Genomic DNA, 13,503 nt, shown 5'->3' with positions numbered 1-13,503 from the left:
TCACGCCACTTTCGGCAGATCCTTCAACAGCTTGTCCAGCGTGATCGGATAGTCCCGCACGCGCACGCCGGTGGCGTTGTAGATCGCGTTCGCGACCGCCGCGGCGACGCCGCAGATGCCAAGTTCGCCGACGCCCTTGGCCTTCATCGGCGAGGACACCGGATCGGTCTCATCGAGGAACACGACCTCCTGGTGCGGGATGTCGGCATGCGCCGGCACCTCGTAACCCGCGAGGTCGTGGTTGACGAAGAAACCGCGCCGCTCGTCGACGTGCAGCACTTCCATCAAGGCCGCGCCGACACCCATCGTCATCGCGCCGATGACCTGGCTGCGGGCCGACTTCGGGTTGAGGATCCGTCCCGCCGCGCACACGGCCAGCATGCGCCGCACGCGGACCTCGCCCGTGAAGGCGTCGACCCCGACCTCGACGAAGTGGCCGCCGAAGGTCGACTGCTGGTACTTCTTGTCGAGGTCGCCGAACTCGATCTTGTCCTCGGCAGCGAGGCCCTCGTTCCCGGCGAGGTCGCCGAGCGGCACGCTCCGTCCGCCGCCGCGCACCTGACCGTCGGCGAAGACGGCGTCCTTCGCGTCCATGCCGGCCTTCTTCGCGATCATCTCGCGCAAGGCGACGCAGGCCGCATACACGCCCGACGCCGAACTGTTCGCGCCCCATTGCCCGCCGGAGCCCGCCGACACCGGCAGCGCCGAGTCGCCCAGCCGCACGACGACCTGCTCGAGGCCGACGCCCATCATCTCCGCCGCGGTCTGCGCCAGCACGGTGTAGGTGCCGGTGCCGATGTCGGTCATGTCGGTCTCGACGGTGACGATGCCCCGGCGGTCCAGCCGCACGCGGGCGCCGGACTTCATCACGATGTTGTTGCGGAAGGCCGCGGCCACGCCCAGGCCGATCAGCCATCGCCCGCCGGGACCTTCACGCCGCTGTCCCGGCGCGGTACGCCGGCTCCAGCCGAAGCGCTCCGCCCCCGTGCGCAGGCATTCGGTCAGGCGGCGCTGCGAGAAGGGCCGTTCCGGCTTTTCCGGGTCGACCTGCGTGTCGTTGACGATGCGGAACTGGACCGGATCCATGCCGATCTTCTCCGCGAACTCGTCCATCGCGATCTCCAGCGCCATCAGCCCCGGCGCCTCGCCCGGCGCGCGCATCGCGTTGCCTTCGGGCAGGTTCAGCTCCGCGAGCTTCATCGCGGTCATCCGGTTCGCGCCGGCATAGAGCAGCCGCGTCTGCGCGACGGCGGTCTCCGGTCCGCCGCCGGGCAGGTCGCCGGACCAGCTCTCGTGCCCGATGGCCGTGATCTTCCCGTCCCGCCCCGCGGCGATGCGCAGCCGCTGGATGGTCGCGGGCCGGTGGGTCGTGTTGTTCATCATCAGCGGCCGCTGCAGCGCGACCTTGACCGGCCGGCCGCTGGCCTTCGCACCCAGCGCGGCCATCAGCACGTCCGCGCGCAGGAACAACTTGCCGCCGAAACCGCCGCCGATGAAGGGCGAGATCAGGCGCACCTTGTCGCGCGGCAGCCCCAGCGTCTTCGCCAGGTCCCCGCGGCCCCAGTCGATCATCTGGTTGGCCGTCCAGACGGTGAGCTTGTCGCCCTCCCAGACGGCCAGCGTGGCGTGCGGCTCCATCATGGCGTGCGACTGGTCCGGCGTCGTGTAGGTCTGGTCGATCTTCAGCGCCGCCTGCGCGAAGGCGGTGTCGAAGTCGCCCACCTTGGACTCGGGCGGCGTGTCGTTGGCTTCCTTCGGCGGCTTGGCCTGGTCCTTGGCCTTGGCGAGGCTGAAGGCGCCGGGCTCGCGCGTGTACTCGACGCGGATCAGCGCCGCGCCCGCGCGCGCCTGCTCGAAGCTCTCGGCCACGACCACCGCGATCGCCTGGTGGTAGTGCTCGATCTCCGGCCCGCCGAGCAGCTTGGCGGTGTTCATCTTGCCCTGGCCGAGCTTGCCGGCGTTGTAGGCGGTGACGATGGCCAGCACGCCGGGCGCGGCTTCCGCCGCCTGGACGTCCAGCGTCGCGATGCGGCCCTTGGCGATGCCGGCGCCGACCACGACGCCGTAGGCGACGTTCTTCGCGACGTCATGGCGCTCGTAGGCGTAGGGGGCGGTGCCGGTCGTCTTGCGCGGTCCGTCGATGCGGTCGGTCGGCTTGCCGACGACGCGCAGTTGATCGATCGGATTCGTGGTGGCGGGGGTGTCGAATTTCATGCGGTCCTCCCGGTGACCTTGGCCTGCGCGAGCACCGCGGCGAGCGTGCGCTCCACCAGCGGCAGCTTGAAGGCGTTCTCGGCGGTCGGCGTGGCGCCGGCCAGCAGCGCGTGCGCGGCGGCGGGCGCGCCCCGGCGCAACTCACGCTCCGCGGCCTCGGCCCGCCAGGGCTTGGGCGCGATGCCGCCGACGGCGAAGCGCCCGCTGCCGTCGCGCTGCACGATCGCCCCGACCGAGACCAGCGCGAAGGCGTACGAGGCCCGGTCGCGGACCTTGCAATAGAGATGCGTGCCGCCGACCGGCTTGGGCAACGTCACCGCGGTGATCAGTTCCCCGGCCTCGAGCGTGGTCTCGACGTGCGGCGTGTTGCCGGGCAGCCGATGGAAGTCGGCGATCGGGATGCGGCGCGCCTGGCCGTCGGGCCGCATCGTTTCGACGGTCGCGTCCAGCAGCCGCATCGCCACGGCCATGTCGCTCGGGTGCGAGGCGATGCAGGCCTCGCTGACGCCGATGACCGCGAGCGGCCGGCTCATGCCGCCGATCGCCGAGCAGCCGCTGCCGGGCTTGCGCTTGTTGCACGGCTGGTCGGTGTCGTAGAAGTAGGGGCAGCGCGTGCGTTGCAGCAGGTTGCCGGCGGTCGTCGCGCGATTGCGCAGCTGGCCCGACGCGCCGGCGAGCAGCGCCCGCGACAGCACGCCGTAGTCGCGCCGCACGCGGGCGTCGGCGGCCAGGTCGCTGTTGCGCACCAGCGCGCCGATGCGCAGGCCGCCGTCGGCGCCCGCCTCGATGCGGTCCAGCCCGAGGCCATTCACGTCGATCAGGTGCGTGGGCGTTTCGACCTGCAGTTTCATCAGGTCGAGCAGGTTGGTGCCGCCGGCGATGAAACGCGCGCCGGGCGACTTCGCGGCGGCGGCCACGGCGGCGGCCGGCGAGGCCGCGCGCTCGAAGGTGAAGGGCTTCATGCGGACCTCCGGTCGCCGGCATCCGGCAGAGGGACGCCGGCCACCTCGGCCATCGCGTCGATGATGTTGGAGTAGGCCCCGCAGCGGCAGAGGTTGCCGCTCATGCGCTCGCGCAGCTCGTCGATCGACAGCAGCGGGCGGACGTTGAGATCGGGCGTGACGTGGCTGGGCATGCCGGCCTTGATCTCGTCCAGCACCGCGACCGCGGAGCAGATCTGTCCCGGGGTGCAGTAGCCGCACTGGTAGCCGTCATGCCGCACGAACGCGGTCTGCATCGGATGCATCTTCTCGGGCGTGCCCAGACCTTCGATGGTCACGAGTTTCGCGCCTTCGTGCATCACCGCCAGCGTCAGGCAGGCGTTGACGCGCCGGCCGTCGAGATGGACGGTGCAGGCGCCGCACTGGCCGTGGTCGCAGCCTTTCTTGGTGCCGGTGAGCTGCAGGTGCTCGCGCAGCAGGTCCAGCAGCGAGGTGCGGTTGTCGACGACCAGCGTGTGCGGCTGGCCGTTGACGCTGAGCGTCACGCGGGAGGTGGCCACGAGGTTCTCCTGAGGCGGTGGAGCGGCGGGCGAGGGGGCTTGCGCGGCGGCCTCCAGCGGCGCGCCGGCGGCGACCGCGGCGGAGGCGCCCGCGCCGGCGATCAGCAGGCCGCGGCGCGAGATCGCGCAGCGCTCAGCGTCGCATCGGGAACTGGCGGGGGGAGGCAGGGAAGACGCGGGGTCCGCGTCCGATCGATCCGTGTCGAGATCCATGCTGGGGACTCCTGGCTGGCCGGGATCGGCAAGCCAAGGAGGTGGCAATCGTCGTGCCACTCCCTTCTTCCCCGTTTCCCGCTTTTTCCCCTTTTTCCCCTTCCCCCGCTTGCGGGAGAGTGCAGCGGTGAGGCCAGCGGTGAGGCCAGCGGCGGCGGAACTGCTGAAGCCTCAGCGATGCGCCTGCAGCCACTCCTCGACGGAACGGGCACTCGTCCCCACCGCGTCGACGGCATGGCGCAACAACTCGGGCGACACCCCGAAGCGCTCACCCCAGTAGCGCAGCTCGTAGTCGTCCTGCACGCTGACGCGATGGCGCTCGCTGTTGTGGGGACTGGACGTTTCCTCGGACATGACGATCCCCCAGCTCAGCCCTTGCGTGACGGCGGCACGCGGCTGCTGTCCTCGCCGTCGAGCGTGGCTCCGGGATCCTCCTCCCCGGCGACAGATTCGTCGAACGAATGGTCGGGCACCGCCGGCGGACCGGGGTCGTGAGGACGCGGCGCCGGCGGCGCGGCGTGCTTGTCCCCGGCGCCTTCGGTTCCCGGCTCCGGCGCGGGTCCCGAGGGCGTGTCGATCGCGTCCACCGGGGTGGGAGCGTCGGGGCCGACGGAGGTCGACGGTGAATTCGTTGCGTTCATGGTGTTCCCCGGCAGGCTGCTGACCGACACGAAGCGGCCCTTGCCCGCGCGCTTGGCCGTCGTCATCGCCGTTTCGGCGAGCCGCATCAGCGACTCCGCCTGGCGGCCATGGTGAGGGGCAAACGCGATGCCGATGCTGGCCGTGACCGTCGCATGGCCGCCGTCGGTCAGCCGGATCGGCTCGGCCAGTGCGGTCAGCATGCGCCGCAGCGCCGGATCGGCCTCGTGCTCGGCGCGCAGCGCGGTGAGCAGGATGGCGAACTCGTCGCCGCCCATGCGCGCCACCAGATCGTGCCCGCGCACGCCCCCCAGCAACCGCTGGGCCACCACGCGCAGCACCACGTCGCCGGATTCATGGCCGAACTGGTCGTTCAGGGCCTTGAAGCCGTCCAGGTCCACCCAGCACACCGCCACCAGCCCCACGCGCTCGCCCAGCAGCGTCATCGCGCCGGCCAGCCGCTCGGTGAAGCGCACGCGGTTGGGCAGGCCGGTCAGCGCGTCGTGCACCGCCAGATGCTGCGCGGTGGCCTCGCTCTCCTTGAGCGCGGAGATGTCGATCATCATCCAGAGCGACTCGCGTTCCGACACCGACGCGCCGCTGAGGTCGATCCACACCGGCGTGCCGTCCTTGCGCCGCATCCGCAGCTGCTGGCGGAAGTGCCGGCCCGCGGCGATGGCCGGATAGGCGGTGTCGCCGATCGCGCGGAAGCTCTCGTCGTCGAGGTAGAGCGCGCGCGTCGTCTGGCCGTTCAGCTCGTCGGGCGCGTAGCCGAACAGCGAGGCCAGCGCGCGGTTCTTCCAGACCACCGTGCGGTCGCGCAGTCGCATCATGCCGACCATGTCGTTGTCCAGCATCAGCGCCTGCTCGAGCGCGAGCTGCTGCAGCCCGATCGCCGCGCGGCGGTCGCGGCGCTGCTGCAGGAAGACCAGCGCCGAGCAGCCCAGCACCGTCAGGATGACCACGCCGGCCAGCGCCGCCTGCTGCACCACCTCGCCGCGCCAGGCGGCCAGGAACTCCGCCGTGCTCGAGCCGGTGAAGATCGTCAGCGGATAACCCCGCACCTGGCGGTAGCAGGTGATGCGCTCGATGTTGTCGAGCTTGGTCCGCGTCATGTACCAGCCCTGCTGCGGGTTGGCGGCGATCTTGCGCATCAGGTCCTCGGACACGATCACGTCGCCGACGCCGCGGATCGAGTGCGGCTCGGCGGCCGAGTAACGCGCGATCAGCCGCTGGCTGCGCGTGCGCAGCGAGATCGCGCCCTCCGTTCCGATGGTGAGGCCCTTGAAGCTCTCGATGAAGTGTTCCGTCGACAGCGTCGTGTAGACCACGCCGGCGAAGCTGCCGTCCTCGTGCGCCAGCGGCCGCGAGACCACGATGCCCCACTTGTGCTGGATCCTGCCGAACAAGGGTTCGGAGATGACGGCCTCGTTGCCGTTGCCGTCGCGGGCGCGCTGGAAGTAGTCGCGGTCGCCGACATTGAGCGCGCCTTCCTCGCCGGCCAGCCCGTAGACGACCTGGCCCCGCGCGTCGGTGATCCGGATCGCGTCGACCTGCGGCAGCAGGCTGCGCTGGTCGGCGAGGGCGCGTTCCATCGCGCGCCGGACCTGGTCCGGATCGCCGAGCGTGCGCCGGAACTGCAGCCCGAGCGTCTCCAGCGCGTTGTCGACCTGCTTGAGTTCGGCGCCGATCTCGATGCTCAGGCTGGCGGCCAGGTTCTCGGTGGTCTCGCGGGCGCGGGTGAGGTCGGACGCGCGCCCGGCCTGCAAGGCCAGCCAGGTGGCCGTCACGATCGCCGCGGCGATGACGAGGTTGCCCGCCGCGAGCCACAGGGCCAGTCGCGTCAGTGAGCGGGGGGCGTAGAGGGGCGGTCGGTCCATCGGAGGGAGCACGCAGGCGAAGCGGTCATCCTAACTGCCCGGACCGTCGCTTGCGCGCCGTGTCCTCGCGCGGTTGTCAAACGCCCTGACACCCGGCGCCCACCCAGGCAGGCGCAACGGCCAACCACAGCTGTCGCGCGGTGCCGGCGCGAACGCGTCGGAATCTTCACATGTCTCTTGGACACCGGCCTGGCCGGACATCGGAAAGAAATCGAATGAATGCTCACACCACCCCTGACAGTTCCCTGTCGCTCCTGTCGCCCCTGTCGTCTCTGTCGTCTCAAAGCGTTCCCGACCCCGCGGGCGCGCCGTACGGCGATGACACGCCTGACCCCGCGGCGGGACCTTGCGCCTCGGAGCTTGCGCCTGATCCCGTGGGCACGTCGCAAGACACCGGCGCCGCTGATCTGCCGGGCGACACCAGCGCAGCGCCGCAGATCGAGGGCAGGACCCTCGTGCTCGACACGTCGAGCAGTCGTGTGGAGATCCTCGCGGGGGTCTTTTCGGGCGAACTGGAAATCGAAGAGCAATACGCCAATGGTGACCGGGTCGTCACGTACAGGGTCTCGGACAACGACGTCGACCAGGTGCGCATCCCGCTGCGCGGAGAAGGGTCGACGACGTTCAACACGATTGAACTGGGACAGGAGCAGTGGGTGGCCATCGAGTCCTCCTGCATGCAGGCCGCCGGCAGCTGCACCGCGGTCCTCGTCCCCCATGACAACGCGCCGGTGATCTGCGGATAAACGTGATCTGAGCGTGGGACTGCGCGCGCGTCATTCGCCGCGCAGACCCCGCTCCAGCCCGGCAAGGACGTGGTGATCCGAGGGTGGTCGAGCGACCGGGCGCCCGCGGGCCACACAGGCTGGCGCGGCGCTGGCCTTCCAGTCGCCGCGCGGCGCCGACGCACCGACGCCGGCGCCTTCCCCTGTGTCTTGTCTCTTGAAAACCGGCCTGACCGGTTGTCGAAAGGAATCGTGATGAATGCTCGGACTGAGTTCTCCAATGTCGACGTGCCGATCGTCGATCCCGCTGCCATGGCCCCACCCCCCAGCTACTGGACCCTGCTGACGGAAGCGGCGCAGTCGTGGCATCAGTATTGGGAAGCGATGTGGGCGGGCGAAAGCAGCACCACCGCGCCTGCGAATGATCGGATCCTGGATCTCGGCGTGCTGGACGAAACATCGCAGGTGCGCTCGCGCGGCCTGGGGGACACGATCCTGTTGGAAGTCGTGTCCCGGGACAACACGGTCATCAGCCGGTACACCCCCGGCAGCGACAGCATCGATACGGTTCGCGTCGCATTCGATTGCAACCGCACGCCCATGAATTTCGACAGCAACCAGTTCGATGAAGGCGATGTGACCTACATCCAGGCCGAGACGGTCTTCCCACCTTCCGAGGCGCCGTGCGCGATCTTCTCCCTGGGATCTCCAGTCCCGCCCGATGCGCCGGTCCTGCCGCCACAGCACGCGGTGATCTGAGCGCGCTGATCCGGGCGCGCTGATCCGGGCGCCTCATCCGCCGCGCAGCTGGCGCTCCAGTCCGGCCAGCACCTGATAGCAGGGCAGGACCTGCGCGACGCTGGCCTCGGGCTCGCGGCCTTCGCGGATGGCCGCGATGAACTCGCGGTCCTGCAGTTCGATGCCGTTCATCGAGACCGCCACCCGGCTGACGTCGACCGTCTCGTCCCGCCCGGTGACGAGGTCGTCGTAGCGGGCCAGGTAGGTGCCGGTGTCGCCGATGTAGCGGAAGAAGGTGCCCAGCGGTCCGTCGTTGTTGAAGGACAGCGACAGCGTGCAGATCGCCCCGTTGGCGGCCTGCAGCTGGAGGCTCATGTCCATCGCGATGCCCAGCGTCGGGTGGATCGGCCCCTGCAGCGCGTTCGCGCGCACGACCGGGCTGCCGCACTGCCAGGCGAAGAGGTCCACCGTGTGCGCGGCGTGGTGCCACAGCAGGTGGTCGGTCCAGCTGCGCGCCTGGCCCAGCGCGTTGGTGTTGGTGCGGCGGAAGAAATAGGTCTGGACATCCATCTGCTGGATGTTGAACTCCCCGGCCGCGATGCGGCGGCGGACCCACTGGTGGCTGGGATTGAAGCGGCGCGTGTGGCCGCACATGGCCACCCGCCCGGTCTCGCGCTGGCGACGCACGACGGCTTCGCCGTCGGCCAGCACGTCGCACAGCGGGATCTCGACCTGCACGTGCTTGCCGGCGTCCAGGCAGGCCAGCGCCTGCGAGGCATGCAGCTGCGTCGGCGTGCACAGGATGACGGCGTCGACGTCGTCGCGGGCGAGCGCCTCGTCGAGTTCGGTCGTCGCGTGGCCGATGCCGTACTTCGCGGCGGTCTCGCGCGTCTTGTCGATGTCGCGGCTGACCAGCGACACGACCTCGACGCCGTGGATCTGCTGGAGCGCGTCCAGGTGCTTCTGGCCGAAGGCGCCGGCGCCGGCCAGGGCAATGCGGATCGGTGCGGTCATGGAATCTCCGGAGGGTCGGGGGCGCGTCATGTCGCCGGGGTCGGGGAAGTTCAGGGGTTCTCGAGGATCAGGTGACCCACGGCCGTGTTGGACGCGGGCACGTGATAGAAACGATGCGCGACGCGCGGCGCGGGAGCGCCGGCCGGGCCGTCCAGATCGGCCATCGCGCCGCGGGCGATCAGCCACATCACGAGCTCGATGCCTTCGGAGCCGGCTTCGCGGACATAGTCGATGTGCGGCATCTCCGACAGGCCGCGCGGATCTTCGATCAGGCGGTCCATCCAGGCGTTGTCCCACTCGCGGTTGATCAGGCCGGCGCGCGGCCCCTGCAACTGGTGGCTCATGCCGCCGGTGCCCCAGACCTGGACCTTCAGCGGCGTGTCGAAGCTCTCCACCGCGCGGCGGATCGCCTGGCCGAGCTGCAGGCAGCGCCGACCCGACGGGACCGGGTACTGCACGACGTTCACCGCCAGCGGGATCACCGGCACCGGCCAGCCGGGTGCGCCGGCGTCCTGCTCGCCGAACATCAGCGACAGCGGCACCGTGAGCCCATGGTCGACCGTCATGCGGTTGATCAGCGTCAGGTCGAAGTCCTGCTGGATGACGCTCTGCGCGATGTGGGCCGCGAGCTCGCCGTGGCCGTGGACCGGCGGCACCGCGCGCGGCCCCCAGCCCTCGTCGGCGGGCTCGTAGCGGTCCGCGGTGCCGAGCGCGAAGGTCGGGATGATGTCCAGGCTGAAGGCGTTGGCGTGGTCGTTGTAGACCAGCACGATCGCGTCCGGCCGGTTGGCGTCCATCCAGCGACGCGAGGGCTCGTAGCCCGCGAACAGTGGCGACCAGTACGGGTCCCGCGTGCGGCCCTGGTCCATCGCGACGCCGATCGCCGGCACATGCGAGGTGTAGACGGACGCGGTGATCCGCGCATGCGTGCTCATCGAGGGGTTCCCTTCGTGTCCTGGCGCGTGTCCTGCCGCGTGTCGCCCTGCGTCGCGTCGCGCGCATCGGCGGCCACGTCCGCGGCGACCGGCGCCCGGCGCGGCGTGCCGTCGGGCCGGCGTCCGCCGGCCAGCATCATGTCGCGGTAGTCGCCCTCGCTCATGCCGGTCATGCCCGCGGCCATCTGCTGGTAGCTGCGGCCGTCGGTCGCGCCGATCTTGGCCAGGAAGTAGATGTTGCCGCCCAGCCGGATGCACTGGTTCAGGTCGCGTGCCAGCACGGCCTCCTTCTGCGCCGCGGTCATCGCCCATTCGTCCAGGTAGGCGCGCTCGCCGGCCTTGAAGCGTTCGCGGTTCTCGGCCTTCATCAGCGACATGCAGAACTGGTTGAGCCAGTAGCCCTTGCGCGCCTGGTCGGCGTCGAAGATGGTGGTGCCGGGAATGTCCTGGTAGGGCTTGTCGATAGCCATGGCGGTCTCCATCAGCGGATGGCCTCGGGCCAGTAGAGCCGCATCGGGTTGTCCACCAGCAGCCGCTGGCGCAGCTCGGCGGTGGGCGCGATGCGCGGGATCACGTCGACCAGCAGGCCGTCGTCGGGCATGTGGTCCTTCAGGTTGGGGTGGGGCCAGTCGGTGCCCCAGAGCACGCGATCGGGAAACTCCTCCACCACGCGCCGCGCGAACGGGATCACGTCGCGGTAGGGCTCGGGCTCGCCGTCCAAGGCGGGCGGCCCCGCCACGGACAGGCGCTCCGGGCAGGTGACCTTGCTCCAGATGAACGGGTGCTCGCGCAGGAAGCGCAGGAACAGCGCGAACGCCGGGCCGTCCACCGGCTTCGTGACGTCGGGGCGCCCCATGTGGTCGACGACGACGGTGGTCGGCAGCGCGCTGAAGAAGTCCCAGAGCTCGGGCAGGTCGGGTGCCTCGAAGTAGATGACGACGTGCCAGCCCAGTGCCTTCACGCGCTGCGCGATCTCCATCAGTTCGTCGCGCGGCGTGAAGTCGACGAGCCGCTTGACGAAGTTGAAACGCACGCCGCGCACGCCGGCGTCGTGCAGGTCCTTCAGCTGCTCGTCGGTGATGCCGCGGCGCACCGTCGCCACGCCGCGCGCGCGTCCGCCGGAGGCTTGGCAGGCGTCGACCATGGCGCGGTTGTCGTCGCCGTGGCAGGTGGCCTGCACGATGACGTTGCGGCTGAAGCCGAGCCGGTCGCGCAACGCGAAGAGCTGCGCCTTGCCCGCGTCGCAGGGCGTGTACTTGCGCTCGGGCGCGTAGGGGAACTCGGCGCCGGGGCCGAAGACATGGCAGTGCGCATCGACGGCGCCGTCGGGCAGCTGGAAGCGCGGCGTCGACGGGTCCTGGTACCAGTCGAGCCAGCCCGGGGTCTTGTCGAAGCCGCCGGAGGTGGGGAGCGTCATCGCGGGTCCTTCTGCAGAATCAGAATTTGGGCTTGGCCAGCTGGGCCAGCAACCGGTCGGCCTCGGTCCGCCAGTCCGGGCTGCGTCCGAACTCGGCGTCGCCGCGCCGGCCGAACACGCCGTCCTCGGCCAGGTCGGCCATCCAGGCCTGGCGTTCGGCGGTGCCTTCGGCGCTCCACGGCGTGAGGCCTGCATCGCGCACGGTCTCGGCGACTTCGCGGACCTCCTCGCTGCGGCGGCGGCCGTGCTGGATCACGCGCTGGAAGAAGTAGGCGGCCTGCTTCTCCCAGTCGATGCCGGGGAAGGTCTCCTTCAACGACGCGAGCACCGCGTCCTCCACGCCGTAATGGCGGGCCGCGGTGAGGCTCTCGATGACCATCGCCTCCAGCCCCTTGATCATCACGCTGCGGCACATCTTGGTCGCGCTGACCACGCCGATCTCCGCACTGCCGAGCGTGGGCGCGAAGCCCAGCTGCCGCAGCAGCGGCTCGGCAGCCGGCGCATGCGGACCGCCGAGCAGCAGCGGCACGCGGATGCGGTAGGGCGGGACGCTGGTCATGACGGCGCCCTCGACGTAGCGGCCGCCGGCCGCGTGCACCGCGTCGGCCGCCGCGCGCTTGACCTTGGGCGAGGCCGAGTTGACGTCGAGCACGAAGGTGCCCGGCCTCAGCCCGGCGGCGGCGGCGCGCGCCGCGTCCAGCGTCTGGCTGGCGGTCACCGCGCTGATCACGAGGTCGGCGGGCGTCGCCACCGTCGTCGCGGACGCGCCCAGTTCGATGCCGAACTCGACCGCGTGCTCGCGCATCGTGTCGGCGTCGCTCGACGGGGCGGCCAGCTTCAGGTCGTAGGCGCTGACGGCGACGCCGGCGGCGCGCAGGTCCTCGGCCAGGATGCGCCCCACCTCACCGTAGCCGACGAGGCCGATGCGCGGCGCCTGGGGCGGTGTCGCCGGCGACGCGTCCGAAGGCTGGGACGGCGACGGCGACCTCGACGGGATCGGAGGGACGGCGGCGCTCATGTCAGTCCAGCGAGATGTTGAGCCGCTTGATCAGGTCGGCGTACTTGGCGGATTCGCTGGCGATGAAGGCCTGGTACTGCTCCTTCGTCGTCGGGAAGACGTCGTAGCCGAAGGTGGCGTAGCGCTCGCGGATGTCGGGCTCGGCGAGGGCGGCCTCGATGTCGCGCTGGATCTTCTCCTGCACCGCCTTGGGCAGGCCGCGCGGCGCCGCGATCGTGGTCCAGCCGGTGACCTCGTAGCCGGCGGGACCGCCGGACTCGCTGACGGTGGGCAGGTCCGGGAAGGCCGGATGGCGCTTCGGCCCGGTGACCGCGATGAAGCGGATCTTGCCGGCGCGCTGCAGCGGCCCGGCCGTGGCCATCGAGCCGAGCGCGAAGTTCAGCTCGCCGTTGGCCACGGCGGTGTAGAGCATCGTCGTCTCCTTGTAGACCACGTGCGTCATCTGCGTGCGGGTCATCGCCTCGAGCTGGGCCGCGCCCAGGTGCACCGGGTTGCCGATCGACCAGGAGCCGTAGTTCAGCGCGTTGGGATGGGCCCTGGCGTCGGCCACGATGTCGCCGACGGTCTTGTACTTGCTGTTGGCCGGCACGCCGATGAAGAAATAGGTCTTGAACAGCGGCGCGATCGGGTCGAAGTCCTTGACCGGGTCGTAGGGCAGCTTCTTGAACAGGTGCGGATAGACGACCAGGTGGACGTTGTCCAGCTGGATCAGGTCGTGGCCGTCGGTGGCGCCGCGCTTGAAGGCGTCGATGGCGATGAAGCCGTTGCCGCCGGGCTTGTTCTCGACGATCACCGGCTTGCCCCACTTCTTCGAGAGTTTTTCCGCGACGACACGGGCCACGGTTTCCGGACCGGCGCCGGCCGGGAAGGGCGTGATGATGCGCACCGGCTTGGTCGGCCAGTCCGCGGCGGGTGCCCCCGGCGCGCTGGCCTGGGCGGCGGCCAGACGCGGCAGCGCGGCGGTCACGAGCAGGGCCGCGAGGGTCAGGCCTTGCCCCGTTCGGACGAGGGCAGAGGCGAGGGCAGTGCGGCTGCTCTTGCTCCCTCTCCCGCTTGCGGGAGAGGGCGGGGGTGAGGGCCAGCGGCGGTGGCCGTCCTGAAGTCCGGTACCGGTCTCCGTCGAGGTGGTGAGGGCGGTCATCGTCGTTGTCTCCGTCGATCTCTTGTCTTCGGCGCCCTCTGCAAGGCGGGGCGCTCGGGTGGATGGGA

Annotated in this window: 13 protein-coding genes; 2 read left to right on the top strand and 11 right to left on the bottom strand. The window is 70.5% G+C overall.

Annotated elements, in window-relative coordinates; all coding sequences use genetic code 11:
* The 5 genes from paoC to AC07O8_RS25410 all read right to left on the bottom strand — a co-directional run bounded on the left by paoC (position 1) and on the right by AC07O8_RS25410 (position 6,447).
* On the bottom strand, positions 1-2,214 hold the full coding sequence (paoC, locus tag AC07O8_RS25430) for an aldehyde oxidoreductase molybdenum-binding subunit PaoC (protein WP_495050715.1): 2,214 nt from the start codon (positions 2,212-2,214) through the stop codon (positions 1-3).
* Entirely contained in the window at positions 2,211-3,176 is a 966-nt protein-coding gene (locus AC07O8_RS25425; RefSeq protein ID WP_495050714.1) for an FAD binding domain-containing protein, read from the bottom strand. Before AC07O8_RS25425 ends, paoC begins: the two co-directional genes overlap by 4 nt.
* Positions 3,173-3,928, bottom strand: coding sequence for an aldehyde dehydrogenase iron-sulfur subunit PaoA (gene paoA / locus AC07O8_RS25420; protein WP_495050713.1), 756 nt, complete (start codon positions 3,926-3,928; stop codon positions 3,173-3,175). Before paoA ends, AC07O8_RS25425 begins: the two co-directional genes overlap by 4 nt.
* Before the next feature lie 171 nt (positions 3,929-4,099).
* Positions 4,100-4,282 (bottom strand): DUF3606 domain-containing protein, encoded by a 183-nt coding sequence (locus AC07O8_RS25415; protein WP_495050712.1) that lies wholly within the window; start codon positions 4,280-4,282, stop codon positions 4,100-4,102.
* Between the two features lie 14 nt (positions 4,283-4,296).
* Entirely contained in the window at positions 4,297-6,447 is a 2,151-nt protein-coding gene (locus AC07O8_RS25410; protein WP_495050711.1) for a sensor domain-containing diguanylate cyclase, read from the bottom strand.
* 215 nt (positions 6,448-6,662) lie between these two features.
* Between AC07O8_RS25410 and AC07O8_RS25405 the strand changes: the two genes are divergently transcribed.
* Together AC07O8_RS25405 and AC07O8_RS25400 are read left to right on the top strand one after the other, a co-directional pair.
* A complete protein-coding gene (locus tag AC07O8_RS25405; RefSeq protein ID WP_495050710.1) occupies positions 6,663-7,193 on the top strand; it encodes a hypothetical protein in 531 nt (176 codons plus the stop codon).
* Positions 7,194-7,427: 234 nt separating this feature from the next.
* The gene (locus tag AC07O8_RS25400; protein WP_495050709.1) at positions 7,428-7,931 is read left to right on the top strand and encodes a hypothetical protein; all 504 of its coding nucleotides are present in this window, start codon (positions 7,428-7,430) and stop codon (positions 7,929-7,931) included.
* A gap of 33 nt (positions 7,932-7,964) precedes the next feature.
* On the opposite strand, the gene AC07O8_RS25395 is transcribed toward AC07O8_RS25400, so the two are convergent.
* From AC07O8_RS25395 to AC07O8_RS25370, 6 genes are read right to left on the bottom strand one after another with little or no spacing between them, the layout of a single operon-like run.
* Positions 7,965-8,924: a Gfo/Idh/MocA family oxidoreductase gene (locus AC07O8_RS25395; protein WP_495050708.1), complete on the bottom strand. Its 960-nt coding sequence runs from the start codon at positions 8,922-8,924 to the stop codon at positions 7,965-7,967.
* A gap of 50 nt (positions 8,925-8,974) precedes the next feature.
* Entirely contained in the window at positions 8,975-9,859 is an 885-nt protein-coding gene (locus AC07O8_RS25390) for a class III extradiol dioxygenase subunit beta (RefSeq protein WP_495050707.1), read from the bottom strand.
* Positions 9,856-10,329 (bottom strand): protocatechuate 4,5-dioxygenase subunit alpha, encoded by a 474-nt coding sequence (ligA, locus tag AC07O8_RS25385; protein WP_495050706.1) that lies wholly within the window; start codon positions 10,327-10,329, stop codon positions 9,856-9,858. Before ligA ends, AC07O8_RS25390 begins: the two co-directional genes overlap by 4 nt.
* An 11-nt stretch (positions 10,330-10,340) precedes the next feature.
* Positions 10,341-11,276 carry an amidohydrolase family protein gene (locus tag AC07O8_RS25380; RefSeq protein ID WP_495050705.1) on the bottom strand — a complete coding sequence of 312 codons (936 nt, stop codon included), beginning with the start codon at positions 11,274-11,276 and terminating at the stop codon, positions 10,341-10,343.
* A gap of 19 nt (positions 11,277-11,295) precedes the next feature.
* Complete coding sequence (locus AC07O8_RS25375) at positions 11,296-12,294, bottom strand: NAD(P)-dependent oxidoreductase (RefSeq protein ID WP_495050704.1); 999 nt, start codon at positions 12,292-12,294, stop codon at positions 11,296-11,298.
* Position 12,295: 1 nt separating this feature from the next.
* Positions 12,296-13,435 (bottom strand): Bug family tripartite tricarboxylate transporter substrate binding protein, encoded by a 1,140-nt coding sequence (locus AC07O8_RS25370; protein WP_495050703.1) that lies wholly within the window; start codon positions 13,433-13,435, stop codon positions 12,296-12,298.
* Positions 13,436-13,503: the final 68 nt, after the last annotated feature.

This window comes from Roseateles sp. GW821-FHT09G09 (assembly GCF_059415965.1).
Note: the sequence above shows the minus strand (reverse complement) of the source record. Positions and strands in the feature narration are given on the sequence as shown.

What these genes read in the sequence shown, in the direction of transcription:
- paoC (WP_495050715.1), bottom strand. Translation starts at nt 2,214, where the DNA reads ATGAAATTCGACACCCCCGCCACCACGAATCCGATCGATCAACTGCGC.
- AC07O8_RS25425 (WP_495050714.1), bottom strand. Translation starts at nt 3,176, where the DNA reads ATGAAGCCCTTCACCTTCGAGCGCGCGGCCTCGCCGGCCGCCGCCGTG.
- paoA (WP_495050713.1), bottom strand. Translation starts at nt 3,928, where the DNA reads ATGGATCTCGACACGGATCGATCGGACGCGGACCCCGCGTCTTCCCTG.
- AC07O8_RS25415 (WP_495050712.1), bottom strand. Translation starts at nt 4,282, where the DNA reads ATGTCCGAGGAAACGTCCAGTCCCCACAACAGCGAGCGCCATCGCGTC.
- AC07O8_RS25410 (WP_495050711.1), bottom strand. Translation starts at nt 6,447, where the DNA reads ATGGACCGACCGCCCCTCTACGCCCCCCGCTCACTGACGCGACTGGCC.
- AC07O8_RS25405 (WP_495050710.1), top strand. Translation starts at nt 6,663, where the DNA reads ATGAATGCTCACACCACCCCTGACAGTTCCCTGTCGCTCCTGTCGCCC.
- AC07O8_RS25400 (WP_495050709.1), top strand. Translation starts at nt 7,428, where the DNA reads ATGAATGCTCGGACTGAGTTCTCCAATGTCGACGTGCCGATCGTCGAT.
- AC07O8_RS25395 (WP_495050708.1), bottom strand. Translation starts at nt 8,924, where the DNA reads ATGACCGCACCGATCCGCATTGCCCTGGCCGGCGCCGGCGCCTTCGGC.
- AC07O8_RS25390 (WP_495050707.1), bottom strand. Translation starts at nt 9,859, where the DNA reads ATGAGCACGCATGCGCGGATCACCGCGTCCGTCTACACCTCGCATGTG.
- ligA (WP_495050706.1), bottom strand. Translation starts at nt 10,329, where the DNA reads ATGGCTATCGACAAGCCCTACCAGGACATTCCCGGCACCACCATCTTC.
- AC07O8_RS25380 (WP_495050705.1), bottom strand. Translation starts at nt 11,276, where the DNA reads ATGACGCTCCCCACCTCCGGCGGCTTCGACAAGACCCCGGGCTGGCTC.
- AC07O8_RS25375 (WP_495050704.1), bottom strand. Translation starts at nt 12,294, where the DNA reads ATGAGCGCCGCCGTCCCTCCGATCCCGTCGAGGTCGCCGTCGCCGTCC.
- AC07O8_RS25370 (WP_495050703.1), bottom strand. Translation starts at nt 13,435, where the DNA reads ATGACCGCCCTCACCACCTCGACGGAGACCGGTACCGGACTTCAGGAC.